This window comes from Corallococcus llansteffanensis, from assembly GCF_003612055.1.
Lineage (GTDB): Bacteria > Myxococcota > Myxococcia > Myxococcales > Myxococcaceae > Corallococcus > Corallococcus llansteffanensis.
Genome location: NZ_RAWB01000018.1, coordinates 1 through 21,276 on the forward strand (window position 1 = coordinate 1; position 21,276 = coordinate 21,276).

A 21,276-nucleotide genomic window follows, 5' to 3' on the forward strand; every position below is an offset into this window, starting at 1 on the left:
GTTGGGCACCTTCGCCCCGCTGCTCGACTCCGCTGGCAACAGCATCAAGGGACAGCTCGTCGCGAAGTTCCTGGCCCAGCGGATGGGCTTGAGCCTGTTCATCTCGAAGCCCGACACGGGGCCTCGATGAAGGATTGGGCGGTCACCACGTTCCTGGTGCTGGCCCTGGAGCTGGTGCTCTTCGTGCTCCTGTTGCTGGCCATCGAGCTGGCCTACCGCATCGCGCGCAGACGGAGACTCGCCTCTCCCTCCACGCAGCTCCGCTCGGTCACCGCGGTCTCCAGCGTCGTCTTCTCCTTGATGGGACTCATCCTGGCCTTCTCATACTCCGAGGCAGGAAAGCGCCTGGAGTTGCAGCGGAACCTGGTGGTCGACGAGGCCAACGCCATCAGTGGGGTGTGGTTGCTCGTGGACGTGGTGCCGGAGGCGGACCAGCCGCCGCTGCGCGACCTGCTCCGGCGGTACCTGGACGAGCGCATCCATGCCCATGAGGCGCTCCCCTGGGTGGAGGAGTTCGAAGCGCGCCGCGCCAGGGCCGCCGGCCTCCACAAGCAACTCTGGGCGCGGATGGTGACCATCACGCGGGCCGCTCCAGACAAGGAGGTCCTGCTGCTTCCTCCCGTGCGCCTGATGGCGGAGGTCGCGGCGAAGCGAACGCTCGCTGTGCGAACGCACATCACCTCCCCCACGTTTTTCTTCATGCTCGGGCTCGCCGTGGTCGGGGCCCTGCTCGTGGGGTTGACGACGGCGCGGGGAGAGGGCCGCAACTGGCCCTACCGGTTGATCTTCGCCGCGGTGGTCTCCGCGGCCATCCACGTCGTCGTGGACATGGAGTACCCCCGCACCGGCATCGTCGGCACGGAAGAGGCCGACTCGCTCCTTCTTGAGCTGCGCGAAACCATGCACTGACTGTTCGTAAGCCATACACCCCCAGCACCCCGAACCGTATTGCCAGCAGTCCCTGGCATGCGGAGTGTTGAGGACTCGTAGACGCTCTTCGCGGCGGGGGGAATCCAGATGACCGATACCATGGACAGGCGGTGGGTCCCGCCGAAGAAGACAGAGAAGAAGGGCATGGCGCGGGTGCTCGACACCATCGAGCGCGTGGGCAACAAGGTGCCCCACCCGGCGGTCATCTTCGTCGCGCTCATCCTCATCGTGATCGCGCTCTCCCACGTCTTCTACCTGATGGGCGCCTCGGTCACCTATCAGGCCATCAACCCGGAGACGCACAAGCTGGAGGAGACGACCACCGCCGCGCGCAGCCTGCTGACGGGCGATGGACTCCGCTTCATGTTCGCCGGCGTCATCGACAACTTCATGAGCTTCACCGCCGTGGGCGTCATCATCGTGGCCATGCTGGGCGTCGGTGTCGCCGAATCGTCGGGCCTGGTCTCCGCGTTGATCCGCAAGCTGGTGATGGTCGCCCCGCGCAAGGCCCTCACGTACATCCTCGTGTTCGTCGGCATCCTGTCGAGCGTCGCCGCCGATGCCGGCTACCTGGTCTTGATTCCCCTGGCGGCGACGGCCTTCTTGAGCATTGGCAGACATCCCATCGCGGGGCTGGCCGCCTCCTTCGCTGGCGTGGCCTCTGTCTTCAGCGTGAACATCCTCATCAAGCCGCTGGATGGAATCCTGACCGGCATCACCAACGACGCCATCCACATCCTCAATCCGGCGATCTCCATCGACCTGACGGCGAACTTCTGGTTCTCCGTCGCCTCGGTCCTGCTGCTGACCGTCGTGGTGACGCTCATCACCGAGAAGCTGGTCGAGCCGCGCCTGGGGAAGTACACCGGAGAGGTGCCCGCGGAGGCGGGGGGGAGCCCCTCCGCCGCGGAGTCGCGCGGACTGAAGTTCACGACCTGGGCGGTGCTCGGCCTGCTGGCGGTCTTCGTCCTCCTGACGGTGCCCTCGGGCGCGCCGCTGCGCAATCCGGAGACGGGAGCCCTTGTCGGAGACTCTCCGTTCATGAGCGGCCTCATCGTCGCCGTCACGTTGCTCTTCCTGGTGGCGGGGGTGGCCTATGGCATCGGTGCCAAAACCATCAAGAGCACGGTCGATGTCATCAGCGCGATGGAAAAGGCAGTCGCCGGTCTGGCGGGCCTCATCTTCCTGCTGTTCATCATCAGCCAGTTCATTGCCTTCTTCACCTACAGCAACATGGCGACGCTCGCGGCCGTGAAGGTGGGAGATGCGCTGGAGAAGGCAGGCCTGGGGGCGCTTCCGTTGCTGCTCGGGTTCGTCGTGGTCGTCGCCATGCTGGACCTCATCATGACGGGCGCGATCCCGAAGTGGGCCATCTTCGCCCCGGTCTTCGTCCCGCTGTTGATGCGGCTCAATGTCGATCCCGCCGCGGTGCTGGCCGCCTACCGCGTGGGCGACTCTCCGATGAACTCCGTCTCGCCCTTGAACGCGTACTTCGCGCTGATCGTGACCTTCGCGCAGAAGTACCAGAAGGGCGCGGGCGTGGGCACCGTGGTGGCCTTGATGCTGCCCTACGTCGTGGCGCTCTTCATCCTATGGCCCCTGCTCCTGGCGGCCTGGCAGGTGCTGGGACTGCCCTGGGGGTTCTGAGCCATGGCCGACCCACGCGCGGACCAGGCCTTCCAGAGGAGCATCCACATGCGGGCGCCCGCTGGCGCGGCCACCCGCACCGAAACCGACGGGCTTGGAACGCAACAGATTCCGGCGGACGCCTACTGGGGAATCAACGTCAGCCGCGCGCTCGACAACTTCGCCATCAGCGGGCGCCCCATCTCGGTGTATCCGGACCTCCTCTTCGGCTACGCCTGCGTGAAGCAGGCGGCTGCGCGCGCCAATGCGGAGATCGGGGCGCTGGATGCGACCCGGGCGGAGCTCATCGACCGCGCCTGTGAGGACATCAAGGGCGGCAAGCTCCACGACCAGTTCATCGTGGACATCATGCAGGGAGGGGCGGGCACCTCCACGAACATGAACTTCAACGAGGTGATCGCCAATCGCGGGTTGGAGCTGGCGGGTCACCCCAAGGGCCGCTACGAATATCTGGATCCGAACGACCATGTGAACCGGAGCCAGAGCACGAACGACACGTATCCCACGGCGTTCAAGGTCGGGCTGATCTTGTCCATCGAGCGGCTGCTCGCGGAGCTCGAGCTGTTGGAGCGGGCGTTTCGCGACAAGGGGCGGGAGTTCGCTGGCATCGTGAAGGTCGGGCGCACGCAGCTGCAGGATGCCGTGCCGATGACGCTCGGACAGGAGTTCGAAGGCTTCGCCGTGACCCTGGCAAGGGACCACGCGAGCCTGAAGGGCGCCATCCGGTGTTTGCGAGAGGTCAACCTGGGGGCGACAGCGATTGGAACGGGCATCGCGGCGGATCCTCGCTTCGTGGAGGCCGCGCGCAAGCACCTGGCGGCCATCACCGGGTGGCCCATCGTCACGGCGCCCAACCTGATTGAAGCGACCTCCGACGTGGGCGTCTTCATGCAGGTGTCCGGCACGCTCAAGCGCAGCGCGATGAAGCTGTCGAAGATCTGCAACGACTTGCGCCTGCTGGGCTCGGGCCCCCAGGCGGGGTTCAACGAAATCAACCTTCCGCCGAGGCAGGCGGGCTCGAGCATCATGCCCGGCAAGGTGAACCCGGTCATTCCGGAGGTCGTGAACGAGGTGGCGTTCGCCGTTGCCGGCGGCGATGTGACCCTGACCATGGCCGCGGAGGCGGGGCAGCTCCAGCTCAATGCCTTCGGGCCGGTCATGGCGCACGTGCTGTTCGAGAACCTGAAGTGGATGACCGCGGCCCTCGAGACCCTGCGCGTGAATTGCGTGATGGGAATCACCGCCAACAGGGAGCGACTCGCGCACCAGATGACCTCCTTCGTCGGGGTCATCACCGCCTTCATTCCGCACATCGGCTATGCCGCGGCCACGACGCTGGCCAGGGAGGCCCTGGCCACGAACTCGAGCATCGCCGACCTGGTGGTCGCCTCCGGTCTGCTGACGCGAGAGCAGGTCATCGAGCTGCTCTCCGCCGAGCACCTGACCCGAAGTGGGCCGGCGCACTGACCCTGGAGTGGGACGCCCGACTATGGGCGGCTGTCGCGTCGGGCCTGGCGGCGCGCACCCGCGGCGCGCGTGGCCGCATGCCGCTTGCGCGTGATGGGCGTCCGGGGATTGCGGTGGGCCGGCTGCTTCGGGGGGCTGAAGCGGGCTCCGTGCGCGACCCGGCCTCCGCTCCGTCGTGGGCTGGCGTTGGAGGGCGCGTGGGCCTCCCGGAGCCGCTCGGAGCGCAGCTGGGCCGCGCTGCCGCGGGCCGCCTTCGCCAGCGCCGTGCTGACGCGCGCCAGGGCGTCTTCGTACAGCTCCGCCTTCGCGGCGGTGCGCGGGTGCTTCGGGCGGGCGACGCCGCGAGAGCCGCTCTTCGCGACCTGGGCGCTGGACTTGCGGCGGTAGAGCTTCGTGTGTTTGTTGCGCTGCTGGCGGATGCGCGTGTGCAGGTCGCAGAGCGCGTCCTCGTCGAGCGTGCGGAGCGCCGCCGGTTTGGTCTCCGCGATGAGCATCAGGGTGGGCTCGTTCAATGTCCGGAGAATGGCCTTGTCCATGGTGACTGGCTCCTCTCGAGGAGGCTTGCCCCTCTCCAAAGGCGCGTGAAAGGTCACGCGTCTGTGTATGGGTAAGCTCGACACCCGATGGACCGTGGGCAAGGTCGTGGTGTCAGGTCATCGCGAACGCACAGTCGAGAAGGCGAGCCGCTGCCCGCCGCCCACTTCAGGCCTTCGGGGCCGCGGCGGCGGGCCGGGGCAGGATGAGCTCCGTGGAGAAGTAGCGCTCCATCCGGTCGGGGAACACCGTCACCACCTGGGCCTGCGGGCCCAGCCGCTTCGCCGCCTCCACCGCCGCCGCGTAGTTGAGCCCGGAGGACGGGCCCACCGGGAAGCCGCGGCGGATGAGCGCCCGGGCGGTGCGCATGGCCAGGTCGTCCGACACGTCCACCTCCACGCGCCCCGGCATGTCCGCCTCGCGGTACAGCTTCGACAGCCCGTCCACCACGCCCGGCACGCGCGCGCTGAAGCTGCAACACTCGATGTCGCAGCCCAGCCCGGAGATGGGCCGCGCGATGAAGGCCGTCACCGGACAGCCGGCTTCCGCGAACGCCTGGTACAGCCCCACGATGGTGCCGCCCGTGCCCACGCCGCTCACCACGCCGTGCACCAGCCCGCCCGGCACCTGCGACAGGATCTCCTGCCCCGTCCACACCCGGTGCGCCTCCGCGTTGTCCGGGTTCTCGAACTGGCGGGGCGCGTAGCCGCCGCGCTCCGTGGCCAGGGCCGCCGCCCGGGCGATGGCGCCCCGGATGCCCTCCGCGCGCGGCACCAGCTCCACCTCACCGCCGTACGCGCGGATGGCGATGAGCCGCTCCTCCGTCACGCCCTCCGGCATCACCGCCGTGAAGCGGCACCCCATCTGCGCGCTCGCCAGCGCCATCGCGATGCTCGTGGAGCCGCTGGACGCCTCCACCACGTCGCCGCCCGGGCACAGGTCCCCCAGACGCCACGCCTTCTCCAGCATGTACCGCGCGATGCGATCCTTGGTGGACCCACTGGGATTGAGGAATTCCAGTTTGCACCAGATGGTGGGCCCTTCCGGGTCCAGCCGCACGGGGACGAGCGGGGTGGGGCCCACGGACTGGAGGAAGCGACCATCGGCGGGAAGCGGGCGACAGGGAGCGCGCATGGGGTCATCCCTACCGCGAAACGCGCCAGCGCGGGAGCCACCCCTGTTGGCCAGCAGGCGTGCAGGAGCCCTCGGATGATCGTCCACTGCTCCTGAAACCGACATTCTACTATGCAGGACACTTGGCGGGTCGCGGGCCAGCCATTACGAAGGAAGGCCAGCTTCCGCACGCATGCCATCTCCAGCGCCCATCATCCTGAACGTCAACGACGACCTGGCCAGCCGCTACGTCACCTCCCGCGTGCTCGCCCTGGCGGGCTTCCAGGTCCTGGAGGCGGGGACGGGCGGTGAGACGCTGGCGCTCGCGGACGAGCACACCGACCTCGTCATCCTGGATGTCCGGCTGCCGGACATGAGCGGCCTGGAGGTGTGCCGGCGGCTGAAGGCGTCTCCGCGCACGCGCAACTCCCTGGTGCTGCACCTGTCCGCGCAGGCGGTGGGCGCCGCGGACCGGGCGCAGGGGCTGGAGCACGGCGCGGACGCGTACCTCGTCGCGCCGGTGGACCCGGAGGAGCTGGTGGCCCAGGTGCACGCGCTGTTGCGCCTGCGCCGCGCCGAGCGCGAGGTGCGCGTCCTGTCCGACCAGGTGCAGCAGCAGCGCCGGCTCCTGGACCTGGCCATGTCCGCGGCGGCGGACCCCATCGCGCTCTACGACGGCGACGGCACGCTCATCTTCGCCAACCAGGCGGTGGCCGCGTCGCGCGGCTCGCACCACGTGCACGTCCCGGGCAGGACCATGGACGCGCTGCGCCAGCAGGATCCGCAGCTGGAGCCCTACGCGAAGGCGCTGGAGACGGCCCGGCGCACGGGCCAGGTGCAGCGCGGCCAGGTCACCCTGTCCTCCGACCACGGCCTCCGCCACTTCGAGTACACGATGTCCCCCGCCGCCGGCCCCACGGGCGCGGTGGAGGCGGTCATCGCCACCGGCCGGGACATCACGGAGCTGCGCAACGCGGAGGACTTCCGCGAGCAGTTCCTCGGCATCCTCGGCCATGACCTGCGCAACCCCCTCAACGCCCTGTCCATGTCCGCGCAGCAGCTGCAGCGCCAGGGGGAGATGACGGACCGCCAGAAGGTCTTCACCGAGCGCATCCTCACCAGCGCGGAGCGCATGGACCGGATGATCCGCCAGCTCCTGGACTTCGCCCGCGCGCGGCTGGGCGCGGGGCTGCCGGTGGTGCGCTCGCGGTGCGACCTGTTCGACGTGGTGCGCGGCGCGGTGGACGAGTCGCGCGCCAGCCACCCCCACCGCGAGGTGATGCTGGACGTGCGGGGCGACGGGCGCGGGGCGTGGGACGCGGACCGGCTGGAGCAGGTGGTGGGCAACCTGGTGTCCAACGCGCTCAAGTTCAGCCCGCCAGAGACCACCGTGCGCATGAGCGCGGAGGGGCTGGAGCAGGAGGCCGTGCTGCGGGTGCACAACCTGGGCGCGCCCATCCCCCCGGACCAGCTTCCCCACCTCTTCGCCGCGTGGCGCCGCGCCGGCCGCAGCGACCGCGAGCGGGGCGTGTCCGCGGGCCTGGGGCTGGGGCTGTACATCACCGAACAGATCGTCCGGGCGCACGGCGGGTCCGTGCAGGTGTCCTCCACCGAGACCCGGGGCACGACCTTCACGGTGCGCCTCCCTCGCGGCTGAGGGAAGTGACCACTCGTGGACGGATGCGTTGCGACATCCCTTCCGGATGCGCAGGGGCGTCCCCACCCTGGGGGCATGGTCCCATCCGAAAAGCGAATCTTCGCCCAGAGCGTGGAAGCCCTCTTCGTGCGTACCCTGGGGCCGCACCTGACGCGGGATGGCCGCCAGCGCCTGAAGGCGGCGGGGTTGGACCTGTCCCAACCCCTGCGCCACAACTACACGCTGGAGCAGTGGCGGGCCTTCCTGGAGGTGGCGGCGCGGGACGTGTTCCCGGGCCAGCCGGCGGACGCGGCCTACACGGAGCTGGGCGCGCGCTACCTGCAAGGCTTCCAGCAGACGTCCGTGGGGCGGGCGAGCATGCAGCTCGTCACGCACCTGGGGCCGGAGAAGACGCTGGAGCGCGTGCCGTACAACCTGCGCGCGGGCAACAACTTCAACGAGGTCCGGGTGGAGGAGCTGTCGAAGAACGCCGCCACCCTGTGGGTGAAGGACGTGCTGGCGGACAACCCCTTCTTCGCCGCCGGGTTCCTGGCGGAGACGCTGCGCGCGTCGGGCGCGGGCTCGCTGGAGGTGAAGCCCATCGCCTTCGACGGCACGGCGGCCACGTACCGGCTGACGTGGGTGCAGGGCAAGGCGCAGCGGCCCGCGGGCACGGGCGCCACGGTCCGCCGTCTCTTCGGGTAGTCGCCGCTACGGGTAGCGCACGGGCGCCGGAGGGTCGTCCGGGGGCAGGGGGATGAACTCCGTCTCCTGGGGCACCTTGCCGAAGCGGCCCTCCTTCCAGTCCTTCTTGGCGGCCTCCAGGCGCTCCTGCGAGGACGACACGAAGTTCCAGAACAGGTAGCGCTGACCGTCCATGGGCTCGCCGCCCAGCAGCATCATCCGCGCGGGGGCATCCCCGGCGCCGAGCACGATTTCGCTCCCCGGCTTGAACACCAGCAGCTCGCCGGGCTCGAAGCGCGTGCCCTCCACCTCCACGCTGCCCTCCACCAGGTAGAGGCCGCGCTCCTCGTGCTCCGCGGGGAGCTTGAGGCGCGCTCCCTTGTCCAGGCGCGCGTCCGCGTAGAAGAGGGCGGAGTGGGTGCGCACGGGGGACTTGCCGCCGTGCATCTCGCCCGCGATGACGTGCAGGCGGACGCCGTCCCCTTCAACGACGGGCAGGGTGTCGGTGGGGTGGTGGACGAAGGCGGGCGCGGTCTCCTCGTGCTGCTTGGGGAGGGCGAGCCAGGCCTGGATGCCGAAGAGGCGGCCGCCGGCAGCGCGGGTGTCGGGGCCGGTGCGCTCGGAGTGGACGATGCCCTGGCCGGCGGTCATCCAGTTCACGGCGCCGGGGCGGATGGACTGCACGACGCCCAGCGAGTCGCGGTGGAGGATCTCGCCTTCGAAGAGGTAGGTGACGGTGGACAGGCCGATGTGCGGGTGCGGCCGCACGTCCAGGCCCCGGCCCGGGTCGAAGTCCGCGGGGCCCATCTGATCCAGGAAGATGAAGGGGCCCACCATGCGGCGGCGCGCCGAGGGCAGGGCGCGGCGCACGGTGAAGCCGTCCCCCAGGTCGCGGACGCGGGGGACGATGAGCGTCTCCAGCGAGGGCGGTACCTCCCGGCCGTGCAGGTCTTCTTCCCAGCTCATGGTGCGGCTCCTCTTTCGGGGCGCGGGGAACCGCGTCCGGGTCGCCGCCACGATAACGGCTTGTGGGGATCCGTTCAGGCCTCAGTTCAAGTCGAAGAGCGGCACGTACACGCCCACGTTGAACGTCAGGCTCCAGGCCCCCACGGACTCGGGGAGCGCGGGGCGTCCCTCCTCCGCTGGCACCTCCGCCGAGGTGAACAGCGGCTGGTAGATGCCGCTGACCGCGAGGAAGAACGGGTACTGCTGCCCCCAGTAGTAGCCCGCGGTGAGCGAGGGGGCGAGCGCGTCCGCCGCGTCGAACTTGTCCACCGTGCGCTCGCGGATGGCGACGTAGCGGCCCAGGTCCACCACGCCCGCCTCGAAGTGGAGTCCGTGGCCGCCCTTCATGGAGAGCGGCACCTGGACCCCCAGGCCCAGCGGCAGTGAGACGGGTCCCTCGAACTCCTCGCCCCGCCCCTCTCCGGAGACGAAGCGCACGCCGGCGGTCGCTCGCAGCGAGCCTCCCACGGAGAAGAGGACGTCGTTGTCGCGGCCCGTGCGGTCGGTCATCTCCTCGGTGAGGGACTCGAGGATCCTGCGCCGGCTGGCGTGCGCGGTCTCCACGGTGTCCGCGGCGGTGACGGCCTCCACGCGCGAGCTGCCCTCCTGTCCGACGGTCGCGGGCTGGTAGTAGGTCTCCGCGTACTGGAGCACGCTGCCCACGATGCGCAGGCCCCGCTGCGCGGCCGGAGTCAGGTCTGCGTCCACCAGCGCGACGGCCCGCGACGCGGCCCCGATGAGGGCGTTGGTGTCCCGGTCCAGCGCGGCATGGCTCACGGCCCGGAGGAGGCCAAGGGCCTGCGCGTCCTTGTGCGCGACGCCGCCGACCTCCGGCGCGCTGTCACACCCGGCGTCGAGGTTCGCGAACCGGCAGCCCATCTCCACGGCCGCGTCCACCGCGTGGCCCATGCGGAGCCGGGGGTCGACCTTGCCTTCGACCCGGGCCGTGACCGCCGCGTGCAGGTGCTGGGCGATGATGCGCGCGTGGTGGGTGTACGCCTCCCGCTTCGTGCTGTTGGCGAGGTAGGGGCACTGGCTCGCGAACTGGTCGGAGAGCTGCATCACCGCGCAGTCGGCCGGCGGCACCCCCCACTCCAGCGAGGTCTTCAGGCAGGACGCGAGCGCGGCGCCCGCCGTCACCATGACCGCCGCGGACGCGGCCTGCACGCTCTCCGGCGTCTGGTTACAAGGCTTGTCCTGCTGTGAGGCCTTGTCGATGGCGAAGGCCAGCAGGTCCTGGACGAGGGTGCTCGCCTCCGCGTCGGACCACGGCCGGTGCGGCCGGATGAGGTGGGGCAGCAGGTCCGCCTGGACGATCCGGGCGAGGACGGCGTAGTTCTTGTCGGACATCCCTCCGGACTTGAGGAGCGTCTTGTCGAGCGCCATCCGCAGGGCGTCCTGGATGACCGCGCCCTGGAGCGCGCTGGTCGTGACGGCCAGCTCCTGCAGCCGCAGGGGCGCCACCACCTCGCAGGTGCTGCGGAAGCGCAAGGTCGCGGGCTGGGGCGAGGTCTTGCTGCACGCGAGCCCCACCTCGAGCTTGTCCTTGAGGAGGTCGAACGCCCGGTTCGTGGCGCGGTCGACCACGATCTCTCCCAGGATGAGCACGAGCTCGTTCACGATCTCGGTCATGCCGCTCTGCATCCCCGCCAGCCGGGGCTGGAGGAGCATGCGGTTGGTGGGGTCCGCCAGGAAGTCATCCGGGCGGGTCGCGCTGGCCGCGCCGAGGGTCGCCTGGCCCTTCCTGAGGAGCAGCGAGTGGGTCTCCGGGACAAGCTCGACGGCGGGCGCGGGCTCCTCGGAGCCAGGCGTGCTTTTCACGCCCTGGGGTTTCGCGATGATCCCGCCGGGCTGAGCGGCCCGGGCCAGGGCGGGGAGGGTGAGGAGCAGGGTGAGGAGCAGGGCCTTGTTCATGGTGATCATTCCCAGAGATGGAGCTGCACGCCCAGCTCCTGCTGGAGCCGCTCCAGCACTGGAGCGAGGGGTTGGAAGAAGCTGTGTGACGGCTGCAGCGCCCCGCTGCAGCTTCCCAGCACCTTGGGGGCGGGACCGGGCGTCAGCAGCGCCCCTCCGGAGTCGCCGTCGAGGGTGATGGCGGATGTCGTCGCGATGAGCCCCGCGAGGCTGACGGGGCCGAAGGCCGACTCCGGGAAGTGGACGTCGAACAGGCTGGCCTCGGTCCGGGTGGAGATCCAGGCGTTGCTGGTGGGCCGGCGCATGCGCACCTCGGTGCCGGTCCAGCCGTCCTGCGCCACGCCCGCCGCCTTCAGGGGAGGTGTCTTCTTCGCCAGGGCCTGTCCCGCGGGCGTGAGCTCGACGAGCGCCGCGTCGAGCGCCGGCCACCCATTGGACGGCTCCAGGAGGTTGAGGCGGGGATGGCCCACGACCTGTGGCTTGCCCTCCGGCAGGGCGGCGAACACGCGCGTGGTCCACGCGTTGCGCTCGAACAGGTGGCCGGCCGTGAGCAGCCACCGGGGCTCCTGCGAGCCGGCGGAGGTGAGGAGGCTTGCGACCCCTCCCGCGCGGAGGGTGCCCCCCGGCGCCACGGCATTCACCGTGGCCCCGATGCGCAGCCCCTCGAACTCGGGCAGGGCGGACTGGCCCGAGCGGGGCAGGGCACCCGTCGCGATGACGTCCGGCACGATGGAGTACCACCCGCCCCGGACGCGGAAGGTCAGTGGGGGGACCGGGTACTCGGGGCGCTCGTGCTTCCTGCGCACGTAGACGCTGAGGGTCCACTCGCGGGATGGCTCACCCTGGACGCGGCGCCGCCCGACGCCATAGGCGACGACGCCGAAGCGGTTGCCTTGCGGAAACAGCTCGCGGGCCGTGGCCATGACGGCGCTCCACCGCGAGGGAGCCAGGGAGCGCAGCCGCTGGATGCCGTGGTGACGGCGAGGACCCGCCATGGGCCGCGCAATTCAGCACAACTGACTGTGCGGGTGAAAACAAAACCCGCACCCGGGGTGGGTGTGACGGAGCCGTCACCGGGCTTGGGCCTACGCCGCCACCATGCCTGGAGGTGACTCGGGTGACCGTCGCGTCATGTCCACCAGGAGGCCGATGATCCGCTGCACGCGTCCGTCCTCCGCGCGGGCCCGGCCCCACAGCGTCAACCGCCGCACGCCCCCGCGCGCATCCAGCACGCGGAAGTCGAGCGTCACCTCGCCGGGGAGCCGGGTCCCGTGGTGCAGCCGCTCGGCCACGGACAGCCGGTCCTCCGGGTGCACGCGTGACAGCAGCGCCGCGAGCGGCTCCTCGGGGGCCAGCGCCTCCTGCCCCAGCAGTCTGGCCGCGTCGTGCTCCCAGCGCAGCAGCCCCTCCGGCATCCGCAGGTCGAACAGCGTCACGGACGCGGCGGCCAGGGCCTGCTGGAGCCTCGCCTCGTTCTGGCGCAGGGCCTCCTCCATCCGCTTGCGCTCGCTGATGTCGCGGCTGATGCCGAACAGGCCGAACACCTGGTCCTGCTCATCCCGCAGCACGCCCTTGGTGGACAGCCACACCCGCCCCGGCTGTCCGGACTGCGCCTCCTCGTAGGTGAGCGTCCTGCGAAAGGCCAGCACCTCGCGGTCATGGGCCATGCTGGCGTGCGCCTCGTCGGGCCAGAGCTCCTCGTCCGTATGGCCCAGCACCTCCTCGACGCCGCGGCCCATCAGCTTCGCGCCCGCGGCGTTGATGCGCGTGTACCGGCCCTCCAGGTTCTTCGTGTAGAGGGCGTCGGGACAGCCCTGCATCACCGCCTGGAACAGGGCGCTCGCGCGCCGCAGGGCCTCCTCGCCGCGGTGCTGGCGTGAGGTGTTCTTCAGATACAACAGCAACCCGGAGGCAACAGGGACCGCCGTCACGTGCAGCGTCTGCTGGGAGGTGCCCGGCGAGGTCTCGAACTCCGTCGGCTGGCCGGTGACGAGCGCGCGCTGCAGCGGCTGGCGCAGCGGCACGTCGGGCTCGTCCACCACCAGGTCCCACAGCACCTGCCCCTCCAGTTGGTCGCGGGGCCGCCCCAGCAACTGCTCCGCGGCGCGGTTCACCCGGCGCACCTGGAACCGGGCATCCAGCGCGACGAACGCGTCCGGCAGGTGCTCCAGGGCCGCCACGAGCAGGTCCTGCTCCGGCATCGCCCCCACCGACGCGCGCACCTCCCACGACAGGTCGCTCAGCCACACGTACAGCGCCCCGTCGCGGGCGCGGGCGGCCCGGACGCGCAGCGTGTGGACGCCGGAGCCCGTGTCCCAGCGGAACAGGTGCTCCGAGCGAAGCCCGGTGACGCGCGTCGCGCCCCACGTCGCGCGCAGGGCCCTCCAGGTCGGGCGCGAGGCCAGGAACGGCTCGCCCACCAAGCTGTCACCCAGCAGCACCTGCGCGGACGGATTGGCGTACTCGCAGGTGAAGTCCTCCGGGCACTCCGGCACGTCGCCCACTGGACGCAGCACGAGGAAGCCATCGGGGTTGAGGGCTTCGGACGCGAACGAAGAGGGGGCGGGAGGAGACATACCGGAGCACTCCGGATTCAAGCGCGGATCATCCCTCCTGGCTGCTGGACCCACGGGCCATGGCGCCATGAGGTTTCGGACGCTGCGTGGGCCGCGCTGTCTGGCTGCGCGACGTATCAGTTCAGCCTCCCGAAGCAGTATTTCGTGAAGCCGCCGTCGTCCGTCTTGCAGGCCTGGCCCGAGGGGGAGTCGGGACAGGTGCAGCTCTCGCCCTGGCGGCACTGGCTCGAGTCGGTGCACGGGTATTCGCAGGTGTCGGCATCGACGTCGTGCGCGTGTTCGTGCACGCAGACGTCTCCCGGGGAGGTGCAGTCGGAGGTGTCATCGCATTCGCTCGTGCCGGAGGAGCAGCCCGCGAGCGCGAGGACCGCGAACAGGAGGGTGGGACCGAGGAGACGACGCTTCATGGAGGAGCCCTTCGTGAAGTGGGGACGCCGCTCCTGTGCAGTCCAGATGCCAGCGGGCCTCCGTCGCGTGACGGAGGCCGGGAGGTCGGTGGAGTCACGACACGTGCGTCATGACCGCCATGGAAGTCCGGGAGGTCTCCAACCGAGCGGAGGCACGTTGACGGCGCGCTGTACCTGTGTTCAGGCTGGCCTGCTGGGAGCCCGCCATGTCCCCTCAAATCCATCTCGATTTCGCGTCGGAGTTCGCGGCGCATCCGGCCCTCGCCGCCTTCCATCCGGTGGTGCGGCGCTGGTTCGCCTCCCGCCTGGGTGAGCCCACGCGTCCACAGGTGGAGGGCTGGCCGCTCATCCACGCCGGCCACGACGTGCTCATCGCCGCGCCCACGGGCAGCGGCAAGACGCTCACGGCGTTCCTCGCCGCGCTGGACTCGCTGTTCCGCCTGGCGCTGGAGGGCACGCTGCCCGACCACACCCAGGTGCTCTACGTGTCGCCCCTGAAGGCGCTGGGCAACGACGTGCAGAAGAACCTCCTCCAGCCGCTGGAGGAGCTGGTGGCGCTGGCGCGAGCGGAGGGCTATTCGCCGCAAGCCCTGCGCGTGCAGGTGCGCACCGGGGACACGCCCGCTTCCGAGCGCGCGCAGATGGTGCGCCGCCCGCCGCACATCCTCATCACCACGCCCGAGTCGCTGTACCTCTACCTCACGGCCGAGCGCGCGCGCGCCACCCTGCGCAACGTGCGCACGGTCATCGTGGATGAAATCCACGCGCTCGCCCGCGACAAGCGCGGCAGCCACTTCGCGCTGTCCATGGAGCGCCTGAAGGCCCTCACGGACGTGCGGCCGCAGCTCTTGGGGCTGTCCGCGACGCAGAAGCCGCTGGACGCCATCTCCGGCTTCCTCACCGGCGCGTCGCTCACCGAGTGCCGGCGCGTGGAGGTGGGCCACCAGCGGCCGTGGGACCTGAAGGTGGAGATCCCCGACGCGGAGCTGTCCTCCATCGCGAGCCACGAGATGTGGGGCCAGGTCTATGACCGGCTGGTGCAGCTGGCGGGCGAGCACCGCACCACGCTCATCTTCGTCAACACGCGCAAGATGTCCGAGCGCGTGGCGCACGACCTGGGCGAGCGGCTGGGCCAGGAGTGGGTGGCCGCGCACCACGGCAGCATGTCGCGGGAGATGCGCCTGTCCGCCGAGGAGCGGCTGAAGGCGGGCCAGCTGCGCGTGATGGTGGCCACGGCGTCGCTGGAGCTGGGCATCGACGTGGGCAACGTGGACCTGGTGGTGCAGCTGGGCACGACGAAGGCCATCTCGGTGCTGCTCCAGCGCGTGGGCCGCGCGGGCCACCACAAGGCGGGCATCTCCAAGGGCATCCTCTTCGCGATGACGCGCGACGAATTGGTGGAGTGCGTCGCGCTCCTCAACGCCGTGCGCGAGGGGGACCTGGACGCGGTCCGCATCCCGCAGAAGCCGCTGGACGTGCTGGCGCAGCAGGTTGTCGCCGCGTGCGCGTGCGAGGAGTGGGACGAGCGCGCGCTCTTCAGCGTCTTCAAGCGCGCGTACCCGTACCGGGACCTGACCTGGGAGGAGTACCAGCAGGTGCTGGAGATGCTGTCCGAGGGCGTGGCCGAGCGCCGGGGTCGGGCCAGCATCCACCTGCACCGGGACCGGGTGAACCAGCGGCTCAAGGGGCGCAGGGGCGTGCGCATCACCGCGCTGACCAACGGCGGCGCCATCCCGGACACGTTCAGCTTCAGCGTCACCGCGCAGCCGGAGGGCAAGGTGGTGGGGACGCTGGACGAGGACTTCGCGGTGGAGTCGTCGCCGGGGGACATCTTCCTGTTGGGCAGCACCGCGTGGCGCATCCAGCGGGTGATGGGCAGCACGGTGATGGTGGAGGACGCGCGGGGTGCTCCGCCCAACGTGCCCTTCTGGCGCGGCGAGGCGCCGGGGCGCACGGACGAGCTGAGCCTCCAGGTGGGGAGGCTGCGCGAGGAGCTGCTGCGCCACGAGGACCCGGCGGGCTTCCTGGAGAAGCTCCTGCGCGTGCCGCCGCCGGCGGTGGATGCGTTGATGGGCTACCTGCGCCTGGGCAAGAAGATGCTGGGCGACGTGGTGCCCAGCCACACGCGCATCGTCGCCGAGCGCTTCTTCGACGAAGCGGGCGGCATGCAGCTCATCATCCACGCGCCGTTCGGCAGCCGCATCAACCGCGCGTGGGGGCTGGCCCTGCGCAAGCGCTTCTGCCGCTCGTTCGACTTCGAGTTGCAGGCGGCGGCCACGGAGGACGGCATCCTGCTGAGCCTGGGCGAGCAGCACTCGTTCCCGCTGGCGGACATCTTCGACTTCCTGCACCCGGACAACGTGGAGGAGGTGCTGGTGCAGGCGGTGTTGCAGGCGCCCCTCTTCGGCACGCGCTTCCGGTGGGTGGCGACGCGGGCCCTGACGCTGCACCGGATGATGGGGGGCAAGCGCGTGGCGCCGAACCTCCAGCGCGCGCGCAGCGAGGACCTGCTGGCGGCGGTGTTTCCCGCGCAGGTGGGTTGCCAGGACAACCACGGCGGCGCGGACGTGGAGCTGCCGGACCATCCGCTGGTGAAGCAGACGATGGATGACTGTCTGCGCGAGGCGATGGACGTGGACGGGCTGCGCGAGGTGCTCCGGCGCATGCGCGACGGCAGCATCGAGCTGGTGGCCCGCGACGTGCCGGAGCCGAGCGTCTTCGCGCACGCGCTCATCAACAGCCAGCCGTACACCTTCCTGGACGACGCGCCGGCCGAGGAGCGCCGCGTGCGCAACGTGGCCCTGCGCCGCGCGCTGCCGGCGGAGGACGCGGCGGCGTTTGGCGCGCTGGATGGGGCGGCCATCGCGCAGGTGGTGGAGGACGCTTCTCCGCCGATGCGCGACGAGGACGAGCTGCACGACGCGCTGTTGCAGCTGGTGCTGGTGCGGGCCTCGGAGGTGCCGCGAGGGCTGGAGGCGGGGTTGTTCACGCAGGGGCGCGTGGCGTGGCTGGAGCGGCCGGGCGCGCGGTTCCTGGTATCGGCGGAGCGGGGCAACGCGGTGCGGGTGCTCTTCCCGGACGTGCGGACGCAGCCGGTGTTGCCGGTGCTGGCGCACGACCGGCCGGTGGAGCGTGAAGCGGCGGTGCTCCAGGTGGTGCGGGGCCGGATGGAGATGGTGGGGCCCACGACGGTGGCGGAGCTGGCGCGGCTGACGCTGCTGGACGCGGACGACATCAACTTCGCGCTGCACGCGTTGGAGAGCCAGGGCAGCGTGCTGCGCGGCCAGTTCCGCGCGAGCGAGGACGTGCCGGTGGCGCCCGGGGAGGACGGCGGGCCGGTGCTGGAGTGGTGTGACCGGCGCCTGCTCCAGCGCATCCACCGGCTCACGGTGGGGCGGCTGCGGCGGGAGATCGAGCCGCTGAGCCCGCAGGACTTCATGCGCTTCCTCTTCCGGTGGCACCACCTGGAGGACGTGGACGCGCTGCGAGGGTCCACGGGGCTGATGAAGGCGGTGCGGCTGCTGCAGGGGTACGAGGCGCCGGCCTCCGCGTGGGAGCGCTTCCTGTTGCCGGCGCGCATGCGTGGCTACACGCCGGACCTGCTGGAGCGCGCGTGCTACGCGGGCGAGGTGGCGTGGGGGAGGGTGACGCTGAAGGATCCGCCGAAGCCGGCGGGGCCCAGGCGGGGTGCGCCGGTGGAGCCGCCGGAGCCCGTGGTGGCGAAGCGGTCGTCGCCCACGCGCAACGCGCCGCTGACGTTCACGTTGCGCGAGGACCTGGAGTGGATGCTGGCGGCGGCGCGGCCGCACGCGGTGCTGGCGGACGGGGGCGTGTGGACGCCGCCGGACCTGGGCGCGGCGGCGAAGGACGTGGTGGGCGTGCTGGAGCGGCGGGGCGCGTGCTTCTTCCAGGACCTGGTGACGCGGGCGCGGCGGCTGCCGGCGGAGGTGGAGGACGCGCTGTGGGAGCTGGTGGCGAAGGGGCTCGTCACCGCGGACGCGGTGCAGAACCTGCGCATCCTGCAGAGTCCGGCGCACCGCAAGCGGCAGAAGCTGTTGCAGCGCGGGGGCCCGGGCCGCTGGAGCCTGCTGGCGCCCGCGGAGCCGAAGACGCAGGAAGAGGTGACGGAGTCGCTGGCGAGGCTGTTCCTCCAGCGCTACGGCATCGTCTGGCGCGACCTGGTGATGCGCGAGTCCCTGGCGCCGACGTGGCGGGAGCTGCTCTTCGTCTACCGGCGCATGGAGGCGCGGGGAGAGCTGCGCGGAGGGCGCTTCGTGTCCGGGTTCGTGGGGGAGCAGTTCGCGCTGCCGGAAGCGGTGGACACGGCGCGAGCGGTGCGGCGCACGGCCCCGTCGGGCGTGCGCATCCAGCTGTCCGGAGTGGATCCGCTGAACCTCACGGGCGTGGTGACGCCGGGCCCGCGCGTGGCCTCGATGCCGAACAACGTCGTCACGTACGTGGATGGGATTCCGCAGGGCGTGGACGCGGTGGAGGACGCTCCGGAGAACGAGGACACGGAAGTCGATGCGGCGCTCGCGCAGGTGAACTGAGCGGTGCATGACAGAGGCGGGCCGCGGCTTGCCGACGCGCAGGGGTCCCTGGTCGAGTTCCTACCCATGGGCCCTGACGCTCGACATGTGCCTCACCTGGGCGTCGCGGCCCTCCTCATCGCGCTGGCGCTGGGGGCTTCCGCCTGTGGACACGCTCAGCGTCCCGAGCGGAAGACCTATGTCGTCTCCGAGGATGCGTTGGGAGTCGGCACCGCGGAGGGGCCCGGCACGGGTGGCTCTGGCGCGGAGGCCTACTGCAACGAAATGGAGAAACAGTGCTTCCAGAAGTGTTGGAGGCGAAAGCCGTCGGTGACGAGCATTCCGAAGCACTCCGGAATGCACAACGTGTTCTGCACGCAGCTGTGCCGCGAGGAGTTCATGAAGTGCGTCGAGGAACAGGAGGAGTTGGAGCGGCAGGACGCGAAACAGGAGTTGCAGTTTCCCAACATGGGGACAGCGATGAACTGGCTCCGAGAGCATAAGTCCGAGGTTGCACTGGGAACCGTGGTCGTCGTCGCGGGTGTGGCGTTCACGCTCGTCGTGGCTCCCGCCGGACTGCTGATCTTGAGCCCCATCTGAAGGAAAGGGCCTCTTCGTGAGCAAAGACCCGGAAATTGATGTCGAGGATGTACTCGCCGTCTTGGACGATGCGACTCATCGTCACGAGAAGGGATCACGGGAATGGACTGCGCTCCAACTTGCGGCGCTCTGTCTGACCTACGTTCGGCACATCAATAAGCTGGAGGACTTCGCGAGCTATTATCGGGAGGCCCTCGATCCGAACTTCAAGATCAAGGTCGAGCGGGACTTCGCGACACGCGCCGAGGCCGATGCCTGGGTCCAGAGTGGCAAGGCCGAGGACCGCATGCACATCCGGATCGACGGGAAGGGCTTCCTGGTCGTGCGGCTGCCAGGACGGCTCACCCTCATGGTCGCACCCCTGCCCGAGGAGCTGAACGCGGAGGAGCCCGAGGAGTGAGCCAGGCCGCCTGGATGCTTGCTCCTCCAAATACCAGGGAGCGGCAGACTGTGCCTCCCAACGGTCAGTTTAAGCTTAATTTCTAGCGAGCTAGCTCAGTGCCAATTGAAATTACCCCATCCCGTATCTACACTGCATCGCGTCAGCTCTAGGCGAGGTGCGGCGATGCAGAAGTGGATGGCGATGGTCCTGCTGGTGGGCGTGGCGGTGGCGGGACTGCTGGTGACCCCGGCGGCACAGGTGAAGCAGGGCGGTCCCATCAACCCCGCGGACACGGCCTGGCTGCTCACGGCCACGGCGCTGGTGCTGCTGATGACGCCCGGCCTGTCGTTCTTCTACGGCGGCATGGTGCGGCTGAAGAACGTCGTCTCCACGCTGATGCAGAGCTTCATCGCCATGGCGGTCATCAGCGTGCTGTGGGTCGTCGTGGGCTTCAGCCTGTGCTTCGGCGACAGCTTCCACGGCCTCATCGGCGACCCGCGCACCTTCTTCATGTTCAGCGGCGTGGGCGGTGAGACGCACCCGGACCTCGCGCCCACCGTGCCGCTGCTGCTCTTCGCGCTCTTCCAGCTCAAGTTCGCCATCATCACCCCGGCGCTCATCACCGGCGCGTTCGCGGAGCGCGTGCGCTTCAAGGCGTACCTGCTCTTCATGGTGCTCTTCAGCGTCTTCATCTACGCGCCGCTCGCCCACTGGACGTGGCACCCCGAGGGCTTCCTGCGCCAGTGGGGCGTGCTCGACTTCGCGGGCGGCACCGTCGTCCACATGTCCGCCGGCTTCGCCGCGCTCGCCGGCGCGCTCGTCCTGGGCCGCCGCCAGGTGCACCTGACGCACGCCACGCACGCGCCCGCCAACGTGCCCTTCGTGATGCTCGGCACCGGCATGCTGTGGTTCGGCTGGTTCGGCTTCAACGCGGGCTCCGCGCTGTCCGCCTCGTCGCTGGCCACGCTGGCCTTCGCCACCACCAACACCGCCTCCGCCGCCGCCATGCTCGGGTGGATCGCCTTCGACTGGCTGCGCGGCCGCAAGCCCAGCGCCATGGGGGCCTGCGTGGGCGCCGTGGTGGGGCTCGTCGCCGTCACGCCCGCCGCGGGCTTCATCACCGTGGGCCAGAGCATCCTCGTGGGCCTCGTCGCCAGCTTCGTCAGCAACGCCGCCGTCCACTTCAAGAGCCGCACCGCGCTGGATGACACGCTGGATGTCTTCCCCTGCCACGGCCTGGGCGGCGTGGTGGGCATGGTGCTCACCGGCGTGCTCGCCAAGGACGTGGGCCTGCTCTACGGCACCACGCGCACCTTTCTCATGCACCTGGCGGCGCTCGTCCTCGTGTCCGTCTTCTCCTTCGTGGGCTCGTGGCTCCTCTACAAGCTCGTGGACCGCATCGTCCCGCTGCGCGTCACCCCCGAGCAGGAGGAGGAGGGCCTGGACCTGAGCCAGCACGGCGAGACCGTGGGCGAGGTCCCCGCGGTGGCGCGGGTCGCCCTCCCTCCCGCGGCGAGCGCGCCCACTCCGCCGGCCTCCACCGAGCAGGGCCCGTCGGTGCCGGTGCCCGCGTAGCGGCCTTCCCCCAGCGAGGCTGGAGATACGGGGCTCCCCGCTTCACGCGGGTGGGCCCCGTGGTGTTTCCGGACCGGAGTGCGTGGCCCCGGGAGGCCGGCTCCTGTCGGGAATGGGATGGGCGGCGGAGCAAGGCCTCTCAAGATGCGTACTCCATGTCTTGCGGCTGACTCCCGCCTCAAGTGAATTTCGAGCGCCTGCCCAGCGGCCGGGCCCCAAAGCGTCGAGTGAAGGCCAGTCCTCGGGGGGAGGCTGGTTTCACCGATGGGGCGCGCAT

The 21,276-nt window shown here is 70.3% G+C and carries 16 protein-coding genes; 9 read left to right on the top strand and 7 right to left on the bottom strand.

The genetic code is table 11. The features are described 5' to 3' along the window. The first annotated feature begins 126 nt into the window (after positions 1-126). From D7V93_RS03150 to D7V93_RS03160, 3 genes are all read left to right on the top strand, one after another. Complete coding sequence (locus D7V93_RS03150) at positions 127-909, top strand: bestrophin-like domain (protein ID WP_120641937.1); 783 nt, start codon at positions 127-129, stop codon at positions 907-909. A 108-nt stretch (positions 910-1,017) separates the two neighbouring features. Next, entirely contained in the window at positions 1,018-2,577 is a 1,560-nt protein-coding gene (locus D7V93_RS03155; protein WP_208722902.1) for an AbgT family transporter, read from the top strand. A 48-nt stretch (positions 2,578-2,625) separates the two neighbouring features. After that, entirely contained in the window at positions 2,626-4,044 is a 1,419-nt protein-coding gene (locus tag D7V93_RS03160) for an aspartate ammonia-lyase (RefSeq protein ID WP_244237081.1), read from the top strand. Positions 4,045-4,064: 20 nt separating this feature from the next. Here the strand turns inward: D7V93_RS03160 and D7V93_RS03165 are convergent, their stop codons facing one another. Both D7V93_RS03165 and D7V93_RS03170 read right to left on the bottom strand, forming a co-directional pair. After that, positions 4,065-4,580 (bottom strand): hypothetical protein, encoded by a 516-nt coding sequence (locus tag D7V93_RS03165; protein ID WP_120641939.1) that lies wholly within the window; start codon positions 4,578-4,580, stop codon positions 4,065-4,067. A gap of 166 nt (positions 4,581-4,746) precedes the next feature. Continuing rightward, a complete protein-coding gene (locus tag D7V93_RS03170; RefSeq protein WP_120641940.1) occupies positions 4,747-5,712 on the bottom strand; it encodes a PLP-dependent cysteine synthase family protein in 966 nt (321 codons plus the stop codon). A gap of 172 nt (positions 5,713-5,884) precedes the next feature. On the opposite strand from D7V93_RS03170, the gene D7V93_RS03175 reads away from it, so the two are divergent. After that, positions 5,885-7,348, top strand: a complete 1,464-nt coding sequence (locus tag D7V93_RS03175; RefSeq protein ID WP_120641941.1) for a sensor histidine kinase — start codon at positions 5,885-5,887, stop codon at positions 7,346-7,348. Between the two features lie 75 nt (positions 7,349-7,423). Beyond that, on the top strand, positions 7,424-8,032 hold the full coding sequence (locus D7V93_RS03180) for a DUF2378 family protein (RefSeq protein WP_120641942.1): 609 nt from the start codon (positions 7,424-7,426) through the stop codon (positions 8,030-8,032). Between the two features lie 6 nt (positions 8,033-8,038). Here D7V93_RS03180 and D7V93_RS03185 read toward each other — a convergent pair whose 3' ends face one another. The 5 genes from D7V93_RS03185 to D7V93_RS03205 form a co-directional block, all read right to left on the bottom strand. After that, entirely contained in the window at positions 8,039-8,977 is a 939-nt protein-coding gene (locus D7V93_RS03185) for a pirin family protein (RefSeq protein WP_120641943.1), read from the bottom strand. Positions 8,978-9,058: 81 nt separating this feature from the next. Continuing rightward, on the bottom strand, positions 9,059-10,930 hold the full coding sequence (locus D7V93_RS03190; RefSeq protein ID WP_147451024.1) for a hypothetical protein: 1,872 nt from the start codon (positions 10,928-10,930) through the stop codon (positions 9,059-9,061). 5 nt (positions 10,931-10,935) lie between these two features. After that, positions 10,936-11,925, bottom strand: coding sequence for a chymotrypsin family serine protease (locus D7V93_RS03195; protein ID WP_120641945.1), 990 nt, complete (start codon positions 11,923-11,925; stop codon positions 10,936-10,938). 90 nt (positions 11,926-12,015) lie between these two features. Beyond that, positions 12,016-13,506: a PAS domain-containing protein gene (locus tag D7V93_RS03200; protein ID WP_158623638.1), complete on the bottom strand. Its 1,491-nt coding sequence runs from the start codon at positions 13,504-13,506 to the stop codon at positions 12,016-12,018. A gap of 116 nt (positions 13,507-13,622) precedes the next feature. Further along, complete coding sequence (locus D7V93_RS03205; protein ID WP_120641947.1) at positions 13,623-13,913, bottom strand: hypothetical protein; 291 nt, start codon at positions 13,911-13,913, stop codon at positions 13,623-13,625. A gap of 206 nt (positions 13,914-14,119) precedes the next feature. Here D7V93_RS03205 and D7V93_RS03210 point away from each other — a divergent pair, with 206 nt between their 5' ends. The 4 genes from D7V93_RS03210 (at position 14,120) to D7V93_RS03225 (ending at position 20,999) form a co-directional block, all read left to right on the top strand. Beyond that, on the top strand, positions 14,120-18,463 hold the full coding sequence (locus tag D7V93_RS03210) for a DEAD/DEAH box helicase (protein ID WP_208722903.1): 4,344 nt from the start codon (positions 14,120-14,122) through the stop codon (positions 18,461-18,463). A gap of 66 nt (positions 18,464-18,529) precedes the next feature. Then, positions 18,530-19,042, top strand: coding sequence for a hypothetical protein (locus D7V93_RS03215; protein ID WP_120641962.1), 513 nt, complete (start codon positions 18,530-18,532; stop codon positions 19,040-19,042). Positions 19,043-19,058: 16 nt separating this feature from the next. After that, the gene (locus D7V93_RS03220) at positions 19,059-19,442 is read left to right on the top strand and encodes a hypothetical protein (protein ID WP_120641949.1); all 384 of its coding nucleotides are present in this window, start codon (positions 19,059-19,061) and stop codon (positions 19,440-19,442) included. 165 nt (positions 19,443-19,607) lie between these two features. After that, positions 19,608-20,999 carry an ammonium transporter gene (locus D7V93_RS03225; protein WP_120641950.1) on the top strand — a complete coding sequence of 464 codons (1,392 nt, stop codon included), beginning with the start codon at positions 19,608-19,610 and terminating at the stop codon, positions 20,997-20,999. The last annotated feature ends 277 nt before the right edge of the window (positions 21,000-21,276 follow it).